The organism is Rhodococcus huquni (genome assembly GCF_055231055.1).
This window is the reverse complement of record NZ_JBUYWE010000006.1, coordinates 163,146-184,225: the sequence shown is the minus strand read 5'-3', so window position 1 is coordinate 184,225 and position 21,080 is coordinate 163,146. Positions and strand designations below refer to the sequence as shown.

Annotated in this window: 19 protein-coding genes and 1 tRNA gene; 14 read left to right on the top strand and 6 right to left on the bottom strand. The window is 63.5% G+C overall.

The genetic code is table 11. The features are described 5' to 3' along the window. The first annotated feature begins 74 nt into the window (after positions 1-74). Together ACZI8R_RS13580 and ACZI8R_RS13575 are read left to right on the top strand one after the other, a co-directional pair. Positions 75-2,399, top strand: a complete 2,325-nt coding sequence (locus tag ACZI8R_RS13580) for an ATP-dependent DNA ligase (RefSeq protein WP_463380153.1) — start codon at positions 75-77, stop codon at positions 2,397-2,399. Further along, a complete protein-coding gene (locus ACZI8R_RS13575) occupies positions 2,396-3,802 on the top strand; it encodes a DUF2252 domain-containing protein (RefSeq protein ID WP_463380152.1) in 1,407 nt (468 codons plus the stop codon). The genes ACZI8R_RS13580 and ACZI8R_RS13575 overlap by 4 nt, the downstream gene beginning before the upstream one ends. Before the next feature lie 207 nt (positions 3,803-4,009). Here ACZI8R_RS13575 and ACZI8R_RS13570 read toward each other — a convergent pair whose 3' ends face one another. Further along, the gene (locus tag ACZI8R_RS13570; protein ID WP_463380151.1) at positions 4,010-5,104 is read right to left on the bottom strand and encodes an AraC family transcriptional regulator; all 1,095 of its coding nucleotides are present in this window, start codon (positions 5,102-5,104) and stop codon (positions 4,010-4,012) included. Between the two features lie 103 nt (positions 5,105-5,207). Between ACZI8R_RS13570 and ACZI8R_RS13565 the strand changes: the two genes are divergently transcribed. Then, on the top strand, positions 5,208-6,719 hold the full coding sequence (locus ACZI8R_RS13565; protein WP_463380150.1) for a flavin-containing monooxygenase: 1,512 nt from the start codon (positions 5,208-5,210) through the stop codon (positions 6,717-6,719). Positions 6,720-6,833: 114 nt separating this feature from the next. Further along, positions 6,834-7,943, top strand: a complete 1,110-nt coding sequence (locus tag ACZI8R_RS13560) for an alpha/beta hydrolase (protein WP_463380149.1) — start codon at positions 6,834-6,836, stop codon at positions 7,941-7,943. A 41-nt stretch (positions 7,944-7,984) separates the two neighbouring features. Here the strand turns inward: ACZI8R_RS13560 and ACZI8R_RS13555 are convergent, their stop codons facing one another. Then, positions 7,985-8,548 carry a TetR/AcrR family transcriptional regulator gene (locus ACZI8R_RS13555; protein ID WP_463380148.1) on the bottom strand — a complete coding sequence of 188 codons (564 nt, stop codon included), beginning with the start codon at positions 8,546-8,548 and terminating at the stop codon, positions 7,985-7,987. Positions 8,549-8,897: 349 nt separating this feature from the next. On the opposite strand from ACZI8R_RS13555, the gene ACZI8R_RS13550 reads away from it, so the two are divergent. The 9 genes from ACZI8R_RS13550 to ACZI8R_RS13510 all read left to right on the top strand — a co-directional run bounded on the left by ACZI8R_RS13550 (position 8,898) and on the right by ACZI8R_RS13510 (position 16,081). Beyond that, a complete protein-coding gene (locus tag ACZI8R_RS13550; protein WP_463380147.1) occupies positions 8,898-9,998 on the top strand; it encodes a tyrosine-type recombinase/integrase in 1,101 nt (366 codons plus the stop codon). A gap of 247 nt (positions 9,999-10,245) precedes the next feature. Beyond that, the gene (locus tag ACZI8R_RS13545; protein ID WP_463380145.1) at positions 10,246-10,449 is read left to right on the top strand and encodes a helix-turn-helix domain-containing protein; all 204 of its coding nucleotides are present in this window, start codon (positions 10,246-10,248) and stop codon (positions 10,447-10,449) included. Positions 10,450-10,823: 374 nt separating this feature from the next. Beyond that, positions 10,824-11,177: a hypothetical protein gene (locus ACZI8R_RS13540; protein ID WP_463380144.1), complete on the top strand. Its 354-nt coding sequence runs from the start codon at positions 10,824-10,826 to the stop codon at positions 11,175-11,177. A gap of 336 nt (positions 11,178-11,513) precedes the next feature. Then, positions 11,514-12,221 carry a hypothetical protein gene (locus ACZI8R_RS13535; protein ID WP_463380143.1) on the top strand — a complete coding sequence of 236 codons (708 nt, stop codon included), beginning with the start codon at positions 11,514-11,516 and terminating at the stop codon, positions 12,219-12,221. A gap of 78 nt (positions 12,222-12,299) precedes the next feature. Further along, a complete protein-coding gene (locus ACZI8R_RS13530; RefSeq protein ID WP_463380142.1) occupies positions 12,300-12,659 on the top strand; it encodes a hypothetical protein in 360 nt (119 codons plus the stop codon). A gap of 20 nt (positions 12,660-12,679) precedes the next feature. Beyond that, positions 12,680-13,138, top strand: a complete 459-nt coding sequence (locus ACZI8R_RS13525) for a hypothetical protein (RefSeq protein WP_463380141.1) — start codon at positions 12,680-12,682, stop codon at positions 13,136-13,138. 191 nt (positions 13,139-13,329) lie between these two features. Then, entirely contained in the window at positions 13,330-14,187 is an 858-nt protein-coding gene (locus ACZI8R_RS13520) for a phage major capsid protein (protein ID WP_463380140.1), read from the top strand. A gap of 305 nt (positions 14,188-14,492) precedes the next feature. After that, positions 14,493-14,762, top strand: coding sequence for an HNH endonuclease (locus ACZI8R_RS13515; protein WP_463380139.1), 270 nt, complete (start codon positions 14,493-14,495; stop codon positions 14,760-14,762). Between the two features lie 323 nt (positions 14,763-15,085). Next, positions 15,086-16,081 (top strand): Abi family protein, encoded by a 996-nt coding sequence (locus ACZI8R_RS13510; RefSeq protein ID WP_463380138.1) that lies wholly within the window; start codon positions 15,086-15,088, stop codon positions 16,079-16,081. Positions 16,082-16,333: 252 nt separating this feature from the next. Here the strand turns inward: ACZI8R_RS13510 and ACZI8R_RS13505 are convergent, their stop codons facing one another. Further along, positions 16,334-16,657, bottom strand: coding sequence for a hypothetical protein (locus ACZI8R_RS13505; protein WP_463380137.1), 324 nt, complete (start codon positions 16,655-16,657; stop codon positions 16,334-16,336). A gap of 114 nt (positions 16,658-16,771) precedes the next feature. Between ACZI8R_RS13505 and ACZI8R_RS13500 the strand changes: the two genes are divergently transcribed. Next, a complete protein-coding gene (locus ACZI8R_RS13500; protein ID WP_463380136.1) occupies positions 16,772-17,221 on the top strand; it encodes a helix-turn-helix domain-containing protein in 450 nt (149 codons plus the stop codon). A gap of 787 nt (positions 17,222-18,008) precedes the next feature. Here ACZI8R_RS13500 and ACZI8R_RS13495 read toward each other — a convergent pair. The 3 genes from ACZI8R_RS13495 to ACZI8R_RS13485 form a co-directional block, all read right to left on the bottom strand. Further along, a tRNA-Arg gene (locus ACZI8R_RS13495) sits at positions 18,009-18,084 on the bottom strand. A gap of 206 nt (positions 18,085-18,290) precedes the next feature. Beyond that, on the bottom strand, positions 18,291-19,694 hold the full coding sequence (locus tag ACZI8R_RS13490; RefSeq protein WP_463380135.1) for a hypothetical protein: 1,404 nt from the start codon (positions 19,692-19,694) through the stop codon (positions 18,291-18,293). Next, positions 19,691-20,599, bottom strand: coding sequence for an integrase (locus ACZI8R_RS13485; RefSeq protein ID WP_463380134.1), 909 nt, complete (start codon positions 20,597-20,599; stop codon positions 19,691-19,693). Before ACZI8R_RS13485 ends, ACZI8R_RS13490 begins: the two co-directional genes overlap by 4 nt. Positions 20,600-21,080 lie beyond the last annotated feature (481 nt).

Here is a 21,080-nt window from a genome sequence, read left to right as displayed (position 1 = left end):
TATATCGGTGTAGTGCCAGGAGACGATCGGATTTTGGCGCACAATGTGTGAACACCGAACAACGGGAGGCTGCGATGTCCGACCGGCTTCAGGGTGCCGATCACATCACCCTGGACGGGCACCGTCTGTCTCTGAGCAACCTCGACAAGGCCCTGTATCCCGAGTCCGGAACCACCAAGGCCGACGTCATCGACTACTACCTTCGGGTGGCGCCGGTGATGCTCCCGCACATCGTCGGCCGGGCGGTGACCAGGAAGAGGTGGCCGAACGGCGTCGAGGGGCAGTCGTTCTTCGAGAAGAACCTGGCGGCGTCTGCGCCGGATTGGCTGGACCGGCGTTCACTTCCACATTCGTCCCGCACCGTGACGTACCCGCTGCTGGACTCGGTCGCGGCGCTCGGGTGGGCCGGTCAGCAGGCGGCGCTCGAGTTGCACGTTCCGCAGTGGCGGTTCCCTCAGGTGAAAGGGCAGGGAACGGAACGTGGGCCGGCGACGCGCCTCGTGTTCGACCTCGACCCGGGTGAGGGTATCGGGTTGGCCGAGTGCGCAGAGGTGGCTCGGGCGGTGCGAGATCTGGTCGGGAATCTGGGCTGGCAGGCCTTTCCGGTCACGAGCGGAAGCAAGGGCATTCACGTGTACGTGCCGCTCGACCGCGCGCTGGACGGAACCGGTGCCTCCACCGTGGCGAAGCAGGTCGCGACCGGTCTCGAGAAGATGATGCCGGAGCTGGTGACCGCGACCATGGCGAAGGCGGTCCGAACGGGCAAGGTGTTCCTGGACTGGAGTCAGAACAATCCGTCGAAGACGACCATCGCGCCGTACTCGCTTCGTGGACGACCGAAGCCGTTCGTCGCGGCTCCGCGTACGTGGGACGAGTTGGACGATCCGAACCTCGAACATCTGACGTTCGACGCCGTGCTCGAGCGGATCGAGAAGGACGGTGATCCGCTCGCCGACCTCGACCCGCCACTGGACGAGCGGGTTCGCGACTCGCTCGATGCCTACCGGGGAAAGCGTTCGGCGAGTAAGACTCCCGAGCCGGTGCCCACGCAGGCTCCGGTGACGGGGAACGACGACACCTTCGTCATCCAGGAACATCACGCCCGTCGTCTGCACTACGACCTGCGTCTCGAGCGGGGCGGCGTGTTGGTGTCTTGGGCCGTGCCGAAGAACGTTCCGACGTCGACTGGGGAGAACCGGCTCGCTGTTCATACCGAGGATCACCCCCTCGAGTACGCCACCTTCTCCGGGACGATCCCCAAGGGTGAGTACGGCGGCGGAGACATGACGATCTGGGATTCGGGCACGTACGTCACAGAGAAGTGGCGTGACGACGAGGTGATCGTCCAGCTCCAGGGGGAGCAGGTGAATGGTCGTTTCGCTCTGATTCGTACGAAGGGCGACCAGTGGCTGATGCATCTGATGAAGGACCAGACGCCTGCGGAATCCGGTACGGGCACTGAGCTACCCAAGGGTTCGTCGCTTCCGAAGGGTTTGTCGCCGATGCTGGCCTCGCCAGGAGCACTCGAAGGGCTGAATGCGGACGAATGGGCCTTCGAGGGCAAGTGGGACGGCATTCGGGTGCTCGCGGAGGTCGGTGACGATCATCTGCGGTTGTCCAGTAGGGCAGGGAACGACAAGACCGCGCAATATCCGGCACTGGCGTGGCTGTCGGATGCGTTGGCCGGCCACGAAGTGGTGCTGGACGGTGAAGTGGTGGCGTTCGACGACGAGGGCACCAGCAGCTTCGGGCTCCTGCAGCAGGGCGGCGAACCGCACCTTCTCGTGTTCGACATTCTGTATCTCGATGGAGTGTCACTGCTTCGCAAGAAGTACACCGATCGTCGCCTGGTGCTGGAAGCGTTGGGGGAGAAGGTGCCCGAGCTGGAGATCCCACCACAGCTCGACGGCGCACCGGCCGAGGTATTGGACGAGAGTGCCCGCCGCGGTTGGGAAGGGGTCGTCGCGAAACGTCGTGACTCCGTGTATCTGCCGGGCAAGCGCGGGTCCAGCTGGATCAAGGTGAAGAACTGGCGCACCCAGGACGTGGTGATCGGCGGGTGGAAGCCGGGGCAGGGCAAGCGAACCACGAGCATCGGTTCGCTCCTGTTGGGTGTACCCGACGGTGACGGACTCCGCTACGTAGGCAAGGTGGGGACCGGGTTCACCGAGCGTGCGCTGGCCGATCTGTCCGAGATATTGGTGCCGCTGCGCCAGGATGAAAGCCCGTTCGTCGACGAGGTTCCGGCCGCCGACCGGAAGGCGGCGGTGTGGGTTGCGCCGACTCTGGTGGGAGAAGTGCGGTTCATGGAATGGTCGTCGGCACGGCGGCTACGACATCCGAGTTGGCGTGGGTTGCGTGAGGACATGGCACCCGATGAGGTGAGGACACCGTCATGACGGAGAGAACAGTGGCACACGAGATACCCACCTGCGCAGAGCGGTTCGCGTACGGGGAGAAGGCGCGACGCGAGGTGTCGTTCGATGCGATCGCAGAGTGCGCTTCGCCCGATGGCCGTGATCCTGTCGCGCTACTGGAGAGGCAGGCCGCGACCAGGGTGCCGGAGCTGGTTCCCGTCCGCTACGGCCGGATGGCGGCGTCGCGCTTCGCCTTCTTTCGGGGTGCCGCGCTGGTGATGGCCGACGACCTCTCCCGCACTGCGAATTCCGGGTTGACGACCCAGTTGTGCGGTGATGCCCATCTGAGCAATTTCGGGCTGTACGCCAGCCCGGAACGCAAGCTGGTCTTCGATGTCAACGATTTCGACGAAACGTACCCAGGGCCGTTCGAATGGGACGTGAAGCGCTTGGCCGCGAGCCTGGCGATCGCGGCAGAGGGCAACGACTTCGGGCGGAAGAAGCGCAAGAAGATCGTTCGCGCCTGCGTGGCGGAGTATCGGGAAACGATGATCAGCCAGGCCGAATGCAGTGAGCTCGACGTCTGGTACGCGCACGTCGACGCCGCTGCTCAGTTGGACCAGATCCGTGATCTTCTGGACAAGTCGACAAGGAAGCGCGTCGAGAAGACGATCGACAAATCGTGGAACCGCAACAGCAATCAGGCGTTGTCCAAGCTGACCACGATGGTCGACGGGCATCCGAGGATCGTGAGCACGCCGCCGCTGGTCGTCCCGATCGAGGAACTGTTCGCCGGAATCGATGCCGAGGCGGCGAATCGGGAACTGATCGAACGCTTCAACGCCTACCGGGACACGCTGGCGCCCAGCCGTCGGGTGCTGTTCGACCGGTTCCAATTCGTCGAGGCCGCCCGCAAGGTAGTCGGGGTCGGCAGCGTGGGCACGCGTTCGTGGATCGTGCTTCTGCGGGGGCCGAGCGAGGACCCGCTGTTCCTCCAGGCAAAGGAAGCGCAACGGTCGGTACTCGAGGCCTACGTGAAGGGGCCGCAGTCTGCGAACCAGGGCGAACGCGTGGTGTCGGGGCAACGACTGATGCAAGCGGCCAGCGACATCTTTCTCGGCTGGCAGCGGGGCTTCGGGGTGGACGGCGTGGAGCGCGACTTCTACGTCCGTCAACTGCGCGACGGCAAGGGATCCGCCGACATCACCACCATGAGTCCCGAACTCATGGCCCTGTATGGGCGGCTGTGTGCGCGGGTGCTCGCTCACGCGCACGCCCGCGGCGGCGATCGATTCGCGATCGCCGGATACCTCGGCGACGACAAGGGCTTCGACAAGGCGATCCATGCCTTCGCCGAGACGTATTCGGAACACAACGAACGCGATCACGGACTACTACTGAAGGCAATAGACGACGGCCGAATCACGGCGGAAGATGGTCTGTGACCAGGAGGTGCCCTCGGCAGGATTCGTAACATGGCAACCGGAAAACGCCTCGTCATCGCGGGTTCGTATTCGATCTGATGCCCGCACGGGCCCCGGGTCGACCGGTTGCCGTTCCCGTCATCGATGTGCCCCGCCCACGGCAGACCACTTCGAAGTTGGGAATGGGCCATCCTGTGGTCCCGCCGCCGTCGGTGGGGCTACTTGGGTTCAGTTCTCGGCTCGTGCCAGGCGTGCGTTGAGGGGGTGGTGTGGCTGCGGGGGAATGTTGGAGGTGATCTGGAACTGGCTGGGGGTCAGTCCTTTCCAGCGTTTGAAGGCGTGAATGAAGCTGGCGGATTCGGCGTAGCCGAGGCGGATGGCCACGTCGTGTACCGAGAGTGCACCGGTGCTGAGCATCTGTTCGGCGAGTGTTTCGCGGACCTCATCGCGCAGGATCTGATAGCTGGTGCCTGCTTCGCCGAGTCGTCGTCGCATGGTTCGGGTGCTGATGTGGAGTGCGCGAGCGACTTCGTCGGGCCCTGTTGTGTCCAGGTCGACTTGGGTGAGCAGGTCTCTGACCCGCGCCGCGATGCCGTGGCGGTGTCGGCCCGCGGTGACCAGTTGTCGGCACTGCTCTTCGCATTGGGCGAGTGTGCGTGGATCGGCTTGGGGGAGGGGCTGGGTAAGCAGGTTCGGGTCGACCGCCACGAGGTTCTCGGGCCGGTCGAAGATCGGTAGCTGGTGGAACACTTCCTCGAAGGGCGCGGGTGAGGCCGGTTGTGGGCGGCGGATCTCGACGCGAGCTGGTGAGAACTGGCCGGGGAAGAGGTCTTCGATCACGGTGAGGATGGCCGCCGCGTCGCGATCGAGGAGGAATTGCCGGGCCGGTGCCGCGATGGCGCTGTCGTCGAGTCGCACGATCACTTCGGCCTCGGTTACTTCGACTCGGGGAACGCAGAAGGCGAAGGTCAGGTCGAAGTAGCGAAGGAAGAACGACAGAGCCTCGCCCAGGGTGGGACTGGCCAGGCAGGCGAATCCGAAGATACCGAAGGTGGTGGTGCGGTATCTGCGACCGAGGTCGAGCCCGGGGTGATCGGCATCGGTGAGAGCGGTGGCCAGATTCGTGGCGACGGTGAGTTCCTGCGTGGCGGAAACCTGCGCGCGGGGGTCGGCGAGGTGGGCCGCGGTGAGCCCGGAGCTGTCGAGTGCCTGCTCGAGTGTGAGGCCGCGGTCGCGGGCGAACCGGGCCATCAGGGCGACGCTGGCCGCCGAGCGAGGGAAGTCGTGACCTGAAACCGGTGCAGTCGGGATGGAGGCCGTCATGACCAGCGAGTTTACAAACTCGCCTTGGGATTGGCCAGAATTATCAATTCTCTGGCCGCATGGATCTACGTAGCGCGGTGGCCGGTGGTTAGCGTCTAGGGCCATGGGAGATGGGACAACAGCCGTGGCGGACACGGTATCGGTGGTGATCGTCGGTGCGGGGTTCGCCGGGCTGGCGATGGCCAATGAGCTGCTGCGGGCTGGGATCGACGATTTCGTGATCCTCGAGAAGGCCGATCGGGCGGGCGGGGTGTGGCGTGAGAACACCTATCCGGGCGCCGCCTGCGATGTGCCCTCGCCGTACTACTCGTTCTCGTACTCGCCGAAGCCGGACTGGACCAGGCGGTACGCCGGTCAGGCTCAGATCGAGAGCTACCTGACCGATATCGCGTCCACGCCCGACCTGCGGCACCGGATTCGCTACGACGTGGAAGTGACAGCGGCCCGCTTCGAGGAGTCGCAGGGGCTGTGGATTCTGAGCACTGCCGGCGGACGTTCGGTGCGAGCTCGGGTGTTCGTGCCGGCGACCGGTCAGCTGTCTCGTCCGGCGATGCCCGACATCGAGGGCCGCGAGCGTTTCGAGGGTGCGGCGTTTCATTCGGCGCGGTGGAGTCATGAACTGGACCTGCGGGGTCAACGCGTCGCGGTCATCGGCGCGGGTGCGAGCGTTGTCCAGTTCGTTCCGCGAATTCAGCCGCAGGTCGCACAGTTGACCCTGTTCCAGCGTTCGGCACCCTACATCCTGCCCAAGCCGGACGGCGAGTACCGGTCGATCCATCACTCCGCTTTCCGGCGGCTGCCCGTGCTGCAAAAGCTCGAACGTGGTTTGTGGTGGACCCTGGGCGAAGTGTGGACGCTGGGTATCACCGGTAACCGGCGGATCAGCGCTGCGGTCGAAGGCGCGGCGAGGTGGCAACTGCGGCGGCAAGTGGCCTCGGCGGCGCTACGGCAGAAGCTGACGCCCGACTACCCGATCGGTTGTAAGCGAGTGCTGTTCGCCAACGACTACTACCCGGCCCTGACCGAGCCCAATGTCGACGTGGTCACCGAACGCATCATCGAGATCACCGCGGGCGGTATCCGCACCGCTGACGGTGTCGAGCACACGGTCGATGTGATCGTCTACGGCACCGGATTCGCCACCCAGGAGTTCCTAGGACCGATGGCGGTGAGCGGGCGAGCAGGGCGAAAGCTCGATGCCGCGTGGGCTGAAGGCGCCCGCGCTCATCTCGGGATGACTGTTCCAGGGTTTCCGAACATGTTCGTCATGTACGGCCCCAACACCAACCTCGGCACCGGCTCGATCATCTACATGTTGGAACGGCAAGCCCGTTACATCCGGCAAGCCGTCGAAGTGCTGGCGCGACACCCGCGTGCGGTGGTCGAGATCCGCCCGGAGGTCGAACAGCGCTACGACGACGAGATACAGCGGCGTCTCGTCGGCTCGGCATGGGCGGGCTGTGTGAGTTGGTACAAATCCGCCTCCGGTCGCATCTCCAGCAACTGGCCGGGTCTGGTCTCGGAGTATGCCCGACGGACGGCGACATTTCCGCTCGCTGATTTCCGCGCCACTGCGGTCTCGCGCGAATCCGACGTCGCCGAGGGGAACACCTGAGACCGCTGCTGGGCGGCAGCTTCTTGACTGACATCCAAGAAGTGCTTATGTTTAGCGCACGCTTTCTTGGGCGCCGTTCAAGAACAGTGCGTCCGCTGAGGAAGGAATCAAGTTATGGCTACCAACGAGCCGGTCGATAGAGGTGAGGCCGCCGCGATTCAGCGGCGCGATGTGGAGTTCCTCTCCGACGGGGTCCCGTGCGCGGCGTGGTTGTACACCACGCGAGGCGCGTCCGAGCCTCGACCGATGGTGATCATGGGCCACGGGCTGGGAGCGGTGCGTGAGATGCGCCTCGAGGCATTCGCCGAACGGTTCGCCGCCAACGGCTGGGCGGTGCTGGTCTTCGACTACCGCCACCTAGGGGCCAGCGGCGGGCAGCCGCGACAGCTCCTCGACATCGGTCGCCAACTCGCCGACTGGCGCGCCGCCGTCGCCTTCGCGCGCACCCTGACCGAGGTCGATGTCGAACGGATCGCGTTGTGGGGCACCTCGTTCGGTGGTGGACACGTCCTGCAGGTCGGTAGCCGCGACCCGCACCTCGCAGCCATCGTCGCGCAGTGTCCTTTCACCGACGGACCGGCCTCGCTGATCTCGCGACTGCGGACCGGGCCGCTGAGCGCTGTCGCGCTGCTGGCCGCTGGCATCCTCGACACCGCGTGCTCCTGGCTCGGTATCAGGCCGATCCTCATGCCGATGGCCGGAACCTCGTGGTTGCCTGCCTTCGTGGCTTCACCTGATGCCATCGCGGGCTCGTCGGCGCTGCTGCCACGTGGCACCCGGGTTTCCCGGCGGACCAGCGCCCTGCTGCGGCGGTTGCCGTCGGTTCGTGCGCGGCTGTCGGAGAACATCGAACTGACCGCCGCCGGTGCGCGCGAGCCTGTCACCAAGGTGGGCCGTGACTCGTTGTGGGGCGTGCTGCGAGGCCCGGACAACGACTTCGACGCCGCCAATGCACTGGCCGCCCGCTTGGTGTTGCGACTGCCGCTGTACCGACCCGGTCGCGCGATGGCCCACTCCCGCATTCCGACGCTGCTGTGCGTATGCGACGACGATGCCGCCGCCCCCGCGAAAACCACCAAGCTCCGCGCGCGGGGCCTGGCGCACGTCCGCATGGAGACGTACCCCTGCGACCACTTCGACATCTACCTCGGCACCTACTTCGAGGACGCCGTCCGCGACCAGATCGACTTCCTGACCAAGCAATTCGCCAACGACGCGACCTGAATCGCACGACACGCAACTCGCGTAGCCGTCCGCCGACGACGTCAGTGGACGGCTACCGCTATTCCGCGGGCGCTCTGGATCAGCGTTCCCATCACCGCGCGCTTGCGCTCATCGTCGACCGCCGGATGCATCAGAAGTCCCTCGACCACGAAGACCCCGATCGAGGTCATTGCGTCCAACTCGTTCGCGGGAACCCCGATCATGGCGAGATCTGTCCGGAACAAGCCCTCGGCAAACGCGTGGAACTGCTCGTGCCAGTCGCGAACAGTCTCGGACTCCTTCGCGCGGGCGTGAACGGTGGTCACCAAGCGGCTCACCTGTTCCAACTCCGCAATGACCCATACCAGTCGATCGACGATGTCGGTGTCGAGGACCTCGCCGTACCGGGCCATCGAGTCGGCCAGGACATCCTCCAGTACCTCTGTCAACACCGCGTCCTTGTCACGGAAGTACCAGTACAGCGTGTTCGACACCACCCCGGCGTCCTGGGCGATTCTGCTCACGGGGACCGCGTCATATCCGTGTTCGGTGAACAACCGTCGCGCGGCAGCGACGATCTCGGCGCGCTTCTCCTCCCGATCGCGGGGGCGTCTGTTTCTCGGCATCAGCAGTCCTGACTCATCGCGTCCTGTGAACCAGCTTATCCTGGATAGCCCTCGAGAAAGCAGTTGGCAGACGCGACAGTGATTTGCGGCTGAACGAAGGCACGGTTCCCAAGGGGATCGAACCTGCGACGCCAAAACGACCATTTACCTGAGGAAACGCGGGTGGAGATTGGTGCCCTCGGCAGGATTCGAACCTGCCCTACTGCCGATATGGACTTGTGTAGATACCAGGCGATATGCAAGCAATGCGCTGGTAGATCCCGACTCTAGCCCCAGTCTTAAGTGCACACAAGTGGACACGCGATTACTCTTGTAGTGCACAGTTAGTGCACGAACCCGAGGGGCAGGTATGGCGCGATCACGGCGTAGCTGGGGGAAGAACCGCAAACTGCCCTCGGGACGGTGGCAGGCTAGCTACGTCGGACCGGACGGACTGCGGTACGCCGCACCATCCACGTTCCACGCCAAGGACGACGCCGTTGCATGGTTGGCGGCCGAACGTAGACGTGTGGACCTGAACACCTGGACGCCCCCCGGGGCGGAGGCCGACGAACGCCCCGCCCTAACGCTCGAACACTATGCCGAGACGTGGTTTACCGAGACGAGGGGACGGCACAAGCCCCGCACACGGGATTTGAACCGCGGCTATTTGGATCGGGTCATCCTGCCGGACCTCGGTCACATCGCGGTGGGCGAGTTGACGGTGCAGCAGATCCGTACGTGGTTCGCCGGCCTCGACGCATTCCCGACCCGCAACGCTAACGCGTATTCGCTCCTTCGAACGATCCTGAACCAGGCCCTCGATGACGAACTGATCCCCGCGAACCCTTGCAGGGTGAAGCGGGCCGCGGTGAAGAATCGTGTGGTTGAACCGGTGGCGCTCACGGCGGACGAGATTCGTTCTCTCGCGGATGCGATTCGCCCGGAGCGGTGGCGGGTCCTGTTGTTGGTGGCGGGGTTCTCGGGACTTCGGTGGGGTGAGTTGGCCGCCCTACGCCGGGGTGACTTCACGTTAACCGACGATGACGTATCGGTGGCCGTGAACCGTGCAGCCACGAGGCGGGCCGGTGAGTTCGTGATCGGAACCCCGAAATCCCGGGCGGCGTTGCGGACCGTGCCACTACCGACCGCGTTGCGTGGGCCGATTGAACAACACATGCGGGAGTACTCGTTGCCGGGGCGTGACGGTCTGGTGTTCCCGTCGGTGACGGGGGACGTACCCCACGAGAACACGGTGAGGCCGCACTACAAACGGGCCGCACAGTCGATTGGGTACCCGCGGTTGCGGTTCCACGACCTACGACACACCGCGGCAACGTTGTTCGCACAGGCCGGGGCAACGCTCGCTGATCACATGACCCTCATGGGCCACACATCCTCGGCAATGTCCGCTCGCTACACGCATTCGACGCACGGCCGGAACCGGGCCCTAGTTGAGGGCATCTGGTGACCTAGCAACTCGTACGTTCGCATGCCCTGTCGGGCGTATACCGTAAAGTTGGCGGAAGCTAATCGAGGATTAGTGACCGGTCGCCCAGCGTGACCGAGCCGCACGGCACGTCACGAGGGTCTCGATTCACGGTGAGACCAGTTCACTGTCCGCAGTGAGAGCCCCGCAACGGGAGCCGAGCCTATTAGGCAGAACCCTATATGGGTCTGTTGCCGCTCGGCTTTTCTTCGTTCACAAGGGGTCTCCAATGGCATCAGCAACCAAGTCACCGCAAAATCTCCACAGCATCCCGCAGGCCGCCGAAATGTACGGCGTCAGCGTCCGCACCCTGCGCCGCTGGATTTCCGACGGCCTCCTCACCGGATACCGGTTCGGGCCGCGCATGATCCGCGTGGACTGCGGCGAAATCGACGCCATGCTTCGGCCTATGGCGACAGCGGGCGACCGCTAACCCCAATCGCAACAGCAGACGTTGCCCCCGGTCCACTAAGGGGGCACGAAACAGCGGAGTACACCCATGCCCAAATCGCTACTACCGGAAGCCATGCGTGTTGCGAACGCGCACGGCCTCCACATATCGCCCAGCAAGGTGCGAAAACTGTTGCGCCGCTGGCATCTGCAGCAGTTGTCGGAGGCCGAAATGTTCGAGCGGTTCCGTTGTTTCGCATATGCGGATCCGACGGGGGAGGACGCGCTCCTGGACCGCTGCGGCCGGGAACGCGCAGACGGGTCCGTGTGTCGTGAGGTCACGAACGGAGGCCCGTGCTGGCAGCACCGCAACGCCTCGAACAGTCCGCGCACACCACCACGACGAAAGGGAAGCAGATGAGCACGGATACAGACGATCTACGCCCGCGGGCAGTCGCCGGGCCTGTCCTCGATGAGGAGGCGGCCGTGCAGCTCGAGGCCGGTTGCAACTACGAGGTAGTGACGGCGGTTCACGCGGACGGCAGTACCGACTACTGGCTGATCGATATTCGTGTGGGGGAAGCCGGGCCCGCTGTCACCATGCCGGATCACGAGCGGCTGGGTCCGTTGCCGCAGTGGATCCAGGACCGAATCCACCCCGAACCAGAGCGGGAGCGGTGCGGCCGGGAGACGCAGACGGGGCGGCCCTGCCAGCAGATCACGGACGGCGGCCCGTGCAGGCATCACCGCGCCGCCGGCCACCTGTTCTAGACCCACCACCACACGAGGGCCCCGGCACACGCCGGGGCCCTTAGTCGTATCCGAGAGAAGGGAACACCTATGGCGACGGTGTTGCACGCGGCCACGTTTCCGGCGGCCCCGAAGGTGGCCGCCCTGGACGGGGCCGTGGCGGTCCGATTCGGCGGTTTGGCCCTCACGGTCGCACTGGACCGCGACGAGACGCAGGAATTGATTCTAGGGCTATCTGCGGCCCTCGACGCATTACCGAATGAACGGCGACTATTCCGAAACCACGAACGAATCCGAGAAGAAGCAGACGAGAGGGAAGACATTGGATAAGCAAGAAATGTTGGGGGTGGTCGAGTAATGGAGAAGGTCTGGCTGTCAACTAGCTATTACCTGGATCCCGCTGTGGTGGGGTTGTCACCAAGCGCCGAATGCATGTTTTTGCGCCTCGTCGCCTACTCGGGGGCGGCCGAAACTCGGGGCGTACTGGGCCCCAACTCGGTACGAATGGTGTGCCTACGGCGCACGAGCTCGGCATTTACAGAGCTTTTGCAGTGCAAATTGCTGCTGGCCTTGGAGGACGGCAACTATCTGATCTCCGGGTGGGACAAGTGGCAGCAAAACGGTGATGAACTGCTACGACGCAAGGAAAAGGACCGGGAGCGTAAGCGTAAGGAACGCGAGAAGAAGGCGAATATGTCACGTGACACGTCACGTGACGTCACGTCGCAGAGTAGAGCAGAAGAGAGAAGAGAAGAAGGAGCGTCGAACAAGCCGACGGGTCCGAAGCCAGCGACGATCGAGCAGGCCACGACCACGGCCGCATACGAGCGGGTCGGGAAGGCGTTCTCGTTCCTGCCGGTTCGGGGGATCGTGAAGTGGGCTATCCATGGCCGTGGTTCGGAACCGGCCGCAGTCGAGGAAGCGGTGGTTTCCGTTTACCAGATGGGGAAACCGATTACCCGTCAGACGGTTGGGCAGTATTTGGACGGCCTGATTGGTTCGAGGACGGTGGCCCGGCCGAATACGATCCGCGACCGAAAGACCGGGCTCGTATTCGAGCGGTAAAACCCCCGAATCAATGTGAGGCCGTCCCGTAAATGCACGGGGCGGCCTCCGTCATTTCCTGGGAAAGGGAACACAACAATGCCGAATGCAAGATTGGCTCGCTGCCGTTTCAGGGCGTGCCCGTATCTGCTGCCGTTGAATGCTGGCGGCTACTGCCCCTCACACAAAGCGTTGGCCGGGCCGATGGACCTCGAGCCGACCCGTGACACCCGCGACGACGGCCCCGGCCTCACACGCGCCGACTACCTCGAGGCGAACCTACGACGCACGTTCGTCATGGATTGGCCGGCGGAGCCGGTCTCGGATGCCCACGGCAACCCCGTCGGTGTGACCGAAGCGCGCACGGGCACCGGCAGTTACCGGCTCACGTGCACCCGCGCCGAACTCGAACGCGTCGGCCTCGAACCCGTCGACTTGCCCAACCTGAACGTCATTTGACCCTCGATTAGGAGAAACCAGTGCCGAATACCGAACATGACACCCCAAACAGCCCCCTAGACGCCACGGAGACGGACGCACGGGAGGTTTCGGGCACCGATACCCCAGAATCGAACCCCGGCGACGCTACGGGCGAAACCCCGAACAGCGAGGCGGCTAAGTACCGAATCCGCCTCCGCGACACCGAAGCCGAGCTCGCCGCCGCCCAGGAAGCAACGGCGGCCGCGCAAACCGCGTTGGTCGAGCTCGTCGCACAAGGCCCTGGCCGTGTACGCCCCTCCGCCCTGTGGGCCGCCGGCACCCAACTCGCGGATCTTCTCAACGACGAGGGCGCGGTGGATCCGGCGAAGGTCATCGACGCCTCCAACGCCGCGGCAACTCACCTCGGATTGGTCAGATCACCCACACCGACACCCCACCAGGGCCTCCACGAGAACGGCGACGCATCGCCCGACGCGTGGTCCGCGGCATTCGGATAGGCGTTGCTGTCGGTCACCGCCGGTAATCTGGTGGGGACCGTTTCGGAAATGGGTTGACCCCGCCGAAGCAGCCACGCCGCCCCTGCGGGGCACCTCGGTTCAGCCAGCGGCCACCGATGAATCACTCCAAACCATTCATCGGTGGCCGTTTCGCGTGTCTACCGAAGTACCTAGAAAGGGTGGTGTTGAACATGGTTCAGACCACAAACAACAGCGCCAAGGGATTTCACCCCGACGTAACCGCGGTTGCGCCCGTCGATGCCGTCCCCGGCGCACTCATCCTCACCCACTCGACGGTGGCCGGACGTGTCCTCGGTGACGAACCGTCGTTGCGTGTCATCCACATTGACGACGACGACGCGGGCGTTGTCGCGGAGGGTGCGGCAATCACGGCCGCCGAGCCGACACTCGCGGAAACCGTTGTTACCACGGTGAAGCTGGCCCAGCTGGTGCAGACCTCGCGGGAACAGTGGAACCAGGAGAACGCGTCGGGCCTCATCAGCACATCAGTGCAGAGGGCCATCGTGAAGGCCGCAAACCACCTGTTCCTCGCGCAGGTGGCACCGACGGCCCCCGCAACAATCCCGCACGCCGGATTGTTCAACCGCACGGACATTTCGGAGGGGGACGACGTAGAGGGAAACCTCGACGCCCTCATTGACGTAATCGCGGCCATCGAGGCTGCAGGTGGAAACGCCTCGCACATCATCGTTGCCCCGCAGACGTGGGCCCGGCTGCGCCGCATGAAGTTCGGCGCCGGCTCGAACCAGTCCCTCCTGGGGGCCGGCACCGACGATTCGGAGCGCCGCCTCCTGTCGCTGCCCGTCTCGGTGTCGAGTGCACTCACGGCCGGTACCGGCGTGGTTCTGGACAAGACGGCCGTTGTGTCCGCAGTCGGTGACGTGCTCGTGTCCACGAGCGATCAGGCCCTGTTCAGCAGCGACTCCATTGCCATCCGGGCCACGTGGCGTACCGGGTTCAACGTGGTGCACCCGGACCGTATCGCCAAGTTCGAGGTACCGGAGCCCGTGGTGGACCCGGAGGCCTAACCCAAATCTTCCTACCCGTCGCTTGTTGGCCCTTTCTGCGGGTAGGTGGAACGGCCCGCCCAACGTCGTACGTGCGAACGCGTTGGGCGGGCCCCGCACGGGGACATACACGGCACGTACACGCACCGCATGTGGTGCACACCCCACACACAACACACATGGTTGGGTGCACTCCAACCAACACACGAACGAACACGAATCCATTTCGTTTCCATTCGCGCAATACCGCCAACAAACCGCGGTCAATGGCATCAGGCATCACCCCGAACCAAGGCCCCGACAACACGACCCGAGGAGCGCGACCCATGACCTGGACCGACGGCACCCGCGGAGCGCCGAAACAGCTCGCGGAGCAAATCAGACGCCGCGACCACCACACATGCGCCTACTGCGGGGAGGACGGCAACGAAGTGGACCACATCCGCAACGTCGCCCGGGGCGGCACGGACGACGCCGACAACCTGCAAACACTATGCCGTGACTGCCACCGCGAGAAGACGAAGGCGGAAACCGCCTACGGGAGGGCCCGACGCTCACGCAAACGACCCCCGTACAAACACCCCGGCCTGTTGTAACCCCCTGGGGTGGGGTGGTACCCCCTCCTCCCACGTCAAACGGCCGGTAGGCATAGGGCGTTCGCGTGTGTACGGGTTGGGGACTTGCGGCGGGTGTGTTTCCCGCCTTGCGGAGGTGTTGCGGTCCGTCAAGGCGCTGGTGCGTGAACGAAAAATGACGCAGTTTCCGCAGGCCAGGGGCTCGACTAGTTATCCCACGGTGGTGTTATCGTGTTGTGATTTTTCTGGATGACGGTTCTGCGCTAGCCTAGGCGTATAAACACCGACCCCGCTGTTAGCCCCTTGGGCTATCAAGGGTCGGTTTTCCTTTGATCGGTGGGGTGATGGCGCCATACGATAAGCCGCATCTGACCTATGCGGCGCAGCTCGCGCAGATGCAGACGCGTGGAATCGTGTGCGAGGGTGATGACGCCGCCCTGGATTTGGTCAAGTCGGTGGGCTACTACCGCCTGTCTGCGTATATCTACCCCTTCCGTGAACTTCTCCCAGAGTCCGAACGGCAGTTGGTTAGTCCCGTTCACTACCGTTCTGAAGAGATACGAAGCGGCACCACTCTCGCAGAGATTGAGCAACTGTGGCGCTTCGACCGAAAGCTTCGCCTCAAGACGCTTGACGCGCTCGAAACGGTTGAAGTCGGCATGCGTACAAGGCTTGCGTACGTGCTCGGTCTACGCGATGTGTTTGGGCACGTGAACCGAGCGGCCCTCGACTCGAAGCAGTGCAGTGCACCCTCTTCTCCTCGTAGTGACGCGGAGGATGCGTTCACTGAGTGGTCCGTAAAATACAAGTCATTGTTGTCGGCTGCCAAGAACGAAGACTACGTGGTTCACCACACCGCCAAATATGATGGGCCGCTGCCAGTTTGGGCCGCCGTTGAATTCCTGGACTTCGGTGGGCTCTCGTCTCTTTACCGTCTGATGAGGCAGACTGATCAGAACGAGATCGCGGCAGACTTGGGCGTGAAGGGCGGTCCACTGTTGGGGCGCTGGCTCCGTGACCTCAACTACCTACGCAATGTTTGCGCCCATCACAATCGCCTGTGGAACCGGTCCTTGACATATTCGTCAGGTCAATTCAACGCGGCCCAGGTGGGCGATGACTTGAAGCACACCGCGGCGGGTGGCGCTCGAAAGAGGGTCTACTTTCCGCTTGCTTACCTCGCGTACCTGACTCGTCAGATATCACCGTGGTCCACCTGGCATCTGGATCTCCGAACCCACGTAAAGAAGTTTCCGAGGATTGACGGACTGTCTCCAGAGGGAGACATGGGATTCCCTGAGGGATGGCAAGAACGGCCGCTTTGGACGACTGTGCCGTAGCAAGTGCGGGATACGCCTAGTGCGCCCAGCGATCCCGCTGCGGCTGCGCACCCTCGCACGGCGGCCGGTAGATGACGGTCCCGCATTCCCGGCAGTAGAACGTCCGGTGACCCCCGTTTCGGGCGTTGGTGCAGGCGCACGCCATCCACCCGACTAGGCACCGGTGGGGGCCGAGAGGGTGGCCGTCGGGGCATCGGTCCGGGGATGGTTCGACCGTTCTCACCCGTCCCATATTATCGAACAAGTGTTCGACTATGGTTGTGCCGGCGGGCCGGGTGCGTAGGGAAGACGTGCCCGGCCCGCCGTTCCGTGCAGGTTGTCGAGTTCATCGGCGGTGGCTTGGGCGAATTGGGGGTAGGTGAGACCTAGTGCGGCCGCAAGGACGAGTAGCTCATCAAAGTTGGTTGCCCGTGTCCCGTCGAGGATTCGCCAAGCGGTTATGCGGCCGATTCTGTTTCCGGTGGCGTCTGCGAGTGATGTGGGTCCGTCTTTGAGTCCGGCGTCGATCATCGCGTGCTTGATGGCCCTTCCGAGAGCTTCGCGTGCGTGTTCAACTTCGATCGGTTTCGCTCTCACATGAACAACGTTAGCGACCCGTGCCGGTGGTGTACGGACCTCAGAGGTTTCTGGTCGCCCAGGTGGGTAGGGAAGGTCCGCCGGGCCACCCGCATTGGTGGGCATAATCTCCGTATGACAGAGGATGAGTGGGTGCAGGACTTTCTGGACAGAGCGCCACCGCCGACGGCCGAGCAACTAGCGCTTCTTGAGCAGGTGGCACGGAAGGTGTACGACGCCGAGCGGGCGGAACGTGGACAGGGACAGCAGACGACGCCACCCGGCTCCGCTGGGCCACGCGGAGACTCAAAAGCTGGGGCCGCGACGGCAACCCGAACCCCCGGGAAATGGACCGTCGAACTGGGGCGGCAGATCCATAACAGAATGTTCGAGCTCGACAACATGACCGACGTCGAACTTGCAGACAAAATCGGAGTCAGCAAGCAAACCATCGGCCGGATCCGCAAAGCTGAAACGGCCCCGAACGTAGACGTTTACGCCGATATCGCGGAGGCGCTCGGGCTGGAACTGCCCGATATGGTGCTGGCCGCTAAGGAAGCTATCGACCGACGCAAAGCACACTGAGGCTATTCGTCGTATTCCCGGCGCCGAGGCCGCTGCCCTCGCGCTGCCGACTGGCGTACATCTCAAGTTCCCAGATCATAAAGTGCTCGTGCTCGGTGTATTTGTCCTCGTCGTCCATGCCTAGTCGGACGCAGGCGATGCTCGATCGGTTCCAACCCCGCACGAATCTAGGGGCACGTTTCCCAAACGGACTGAAGGCCTTGCTTGGAACCTCCCAAGCCATGCCTCCCAATTTTCCGCTGACCGTCGTTCCGTCCCACGACCTATAGCCCCACGGCCTCGTGGGCGCGTGGAGCTGTTGGTTGACCTCTCGGTCGGGGATCAGTCGGCCGGGAAGCTCCGCTGTCCGAGTCTCAGCGGATTGTCAGCACGTACTCGGTCGGGGCTGGTTAGCGTCGGGCTCCCGCAGATGACGACGTGGGGAGCGACTACGGGAAGCGCACGCGGATGAGACTCACCGTCACAGGGCGGTTCAATCCCAGGCACGCAATGGCCGTTGTCATGCGTGCCAACCCAATTCGTCTGCGAGGCGTAGAACGCCCATCGTGACGGCATAGGAGCCGACCGTCCCAGCATCAAGGCTGACGGTGAAAAGTCGCCCACGGTGACGTTTAGGGGGTGCAGATAGACTGCGGGAACGGTTCATGACGGGTGTTCTCCGTTGTGCCGAGGCCCTCGATCGGTGTTGGTAGCACCTTCGGGGGCCGTTCTAAGTTCGGCAGTGGGGGAGGTGTTAGTGCACGCGGGGTGCACGGAGGGTGATTCTGACAAGTAACCGCAGGTCAGATGGTGCCCTCGGCAGGATTCGAACCTGCGACCTACCCTTTAGGAGAGGGTTGCTCTATCCCCTGAGCTACGAGGGCGGGGGACGTACGCGAATAGGTGAGTAAAACCCTGGTGATCTGGGCGTTTCTTCTTTTTCGCGGTGTCCTTGCGTCGTGGGCTGCCGAACGATGGTGGCGTTCGACTTCTCACGTGCGCTCGGTGAGTGTATCGGCAATGCCGTCTGCCCCGCACACCGTGGGGTGTGCGGGGTGGCGACGGTCGTGCAGTTTGTGTGCGGTGGTGTTCAGCTGCTCTTTGGCATTTCGGGGTGTTGGCGGCGGTGGAGCCATCGGGCGATGGCGTTGCGTCCGGCGGCGAATCCGATCATGACGGTGAGCTGGCGGATAGCGGTGTAGGCGATCATGCGGCCGCCGTAGAGAGTGCGATCAAGCGTGTTGTTAGCTGATTCAGCGTCTTCGCGCCAGCCGTAGCAACGGTCGTAGACGCTGTCTCCGGTGTCTGTCTTGATGTGAAGCCGCAAGTGGTGGGCTCGGTTGAAATCGCGTGCTCGGTCTTCGGGGGTGGTATCGACGCGAATCGGATGGATGGTCCCGCATCGCATGGCGAATTCGACGTATTGGCGAAACACTCCATTGGCGTTCTCTCGCCGCAAGACCTTCGCTCGAGGGCGAGCGGTCTCGTGCTTCTCTCCAGTGTCGAGGATGGTGCGTTCGTGAAGGGTTCCGCCTTTGAGTACCAAGTCATGGACGTCGCCGCACTCGCAGGGGAGCAACTCCAACGGTGTTGTCCGATTGTGCTTTTGCATGGGGGAGAGGACTGTCATCCCTCGCTTCAGCAAGGGGTCGATATGCATCCCAGTGAAGGCGCCGTCATAGCAAATACCGTCGATACGTACATTCTTGGTGCTTGCCAGACGTTCAATCATCTGGAGGCTGACGCGTGCCTCGCCACCATAGCCCTTACCGTGAGGCACCCGGTCGACGTCGAGTATCACCTTGTTATTGCGGGTGCTGTCCGGTCTGGTGTGGAGCAACGCGAACTTGGACCCGTATTCCCAGGTGGATTCATGATCCTCGCCGTTTTGCTTCTCTAGATGCGCGTAGACAATTCGGCCGGCTCCGGATTCCGCCCACTTTTCGACAGTGCGTTTGCGCACGGGCGATGCGGCGACTTTGCCGTCACCGCAGACGAATTGACCGCGTAGAGGATTTGTATGCGAGAACGGTGCTTCTGGGTCCAGGCAACCCAACTCGCGGGCGAGGTCACATGCGTCGCGACGGAGCGCGTGCTGGAGAGTGTCGATGTGCCTGTCTAGCATCCTGTGTGAGTACGTGTGGTGCCAGTGTTCTGGGGGTTGTCTACGCGCTTGTTGTGCGCCGTGCTTGCGGGCGTGACGCCGGATTGCCCTCCAGTAGTAGGGGTTTTGCATTACCCGGGACGCTTTGGAATGGGAGCCGAGGGCGCCGGCGAGGATCTGGTGCATCACGGGAACCCACCGGGGGAAGTGGGGCGGACATCCTGGGCCACCAGGCTCGAATTGTGGGAGCGCGGCCCCCATCTCGTAGGCGGTGGGCGCGGAGGCGACCGCCTCGACGATGTCGATCTCGAGAAGCGTGCGGTCCAGTGGTGTTGCGCGCTGGCGGATCTCACTCTGGTTGATGCGCTCGGCACCATGTGCCCGCTTCATGATTCGGTCTCGTCGGAATCGGGAAGCCACCGGTACCCGATGATTCTTGATGTGTGGTCGAGAGAAACTCCGCCCACTCGGAGAGTTGCGGCTTCGATCCCGCGGTGCTCGAATTCTCGGCGGGCGGCGTAGGCGGTGAGGGAGCTTGGCTTGATGGTCGGGTCACCGCATAGGCCTGCGCGGGTGGTGATTTCCCGCACCGTCACGCCTATGCGTGCTTGTCTCTGGCTCTCACTTCCGTAGGAGCGGGTGCATAGCATCGGCGGATTGTTGTAGGGGTCGGCTGGTGTGCTGTCAAGGTACGCGGCACGCTCAGTGAGGACGCGCAGTTCCCACGGGTCGAGTGTCAGCCAGCGGGGTCGTCGACCGGTCGCGCCAGGGGACTGGATACGCCCTCGGTCGGGATCGAAACCTGATCGAGGGAGGTACCCCACCTCGTTGGAATGTGCCCCGGCCAGGAGGCATGCCACACTAGATGCGTGGCGGGTGCTGCCGCCTCGATCGGCGTAGAGCCGCAGCAGGTCAGCTTCGCTTTCTGTGATGGGGCGAGTAGTGGACTGTCGGCGTGGCTCGAGGTCGACGAGTCGAGTCGGGTCGAAGCTCAGCCATCCTCGGCGGATCGACTCTTGGGTCAGCATCCGCAGATTTGCGAGTCGGTTGTGCCTAGTTGCGAGCGCGGATTCGGCGACATGGCCGTGTCGACTGCGCCCCTGTGCACTCACGAATCGACCGATTAGCTCCGGGGTGAGTTCCGTGAGGTGAGTGATGTCGTGAGCGGCTGCGAACGCTGCAAGACGGCGCAGGATGATCGTCGCCTTTTCGAGGGTCTGCGGCGAGAGTGTTGCGTCCTTAACCCGTTGGGCCCAGTCTTCGAGGACGACTTCGATGGCCTCGCTGACAGTCACCGAGGGTGAATTGCGTGGATGTGGGTGATGTGTCATCAGCGCACGCCCCGTAAGTCGGACGTGTTCCGCTTGACAAAGTTGGGGTTGCAAGGTGAAATGGACACAGAAAAGCCTCCAAGGTTCATGGCCTGGGTGTGAGATTCAGCGATGGTGCGCTGAACGAAGTTTTCGAGAAGCAGTCGGATTGCAGTCCGGCTGCTTTTTCTTTTGAGTATGCGCTCCTTCTTGGGCCTCCCAGTGAGTCGGTGATGCGGCACCGTGGTGCCGCTGGTCCTCCGACTGTAGTTCGTGCAGCGCCGTGAAATGTGTTCTGAACTACAGGTTTCGAGATGGCCCGAACCTTGGGGGAGGCTAGCTTTGACGTCTGGGCGGATGCGCGCGCAGGTGAATGCGATGCGTCAGACCCGTCGGTTCGACCTATCTTGGTGTGGGCTCACCGCGCGGGTTGTGTGTGCGATTAGTTGGGCGATGGAAACAATTC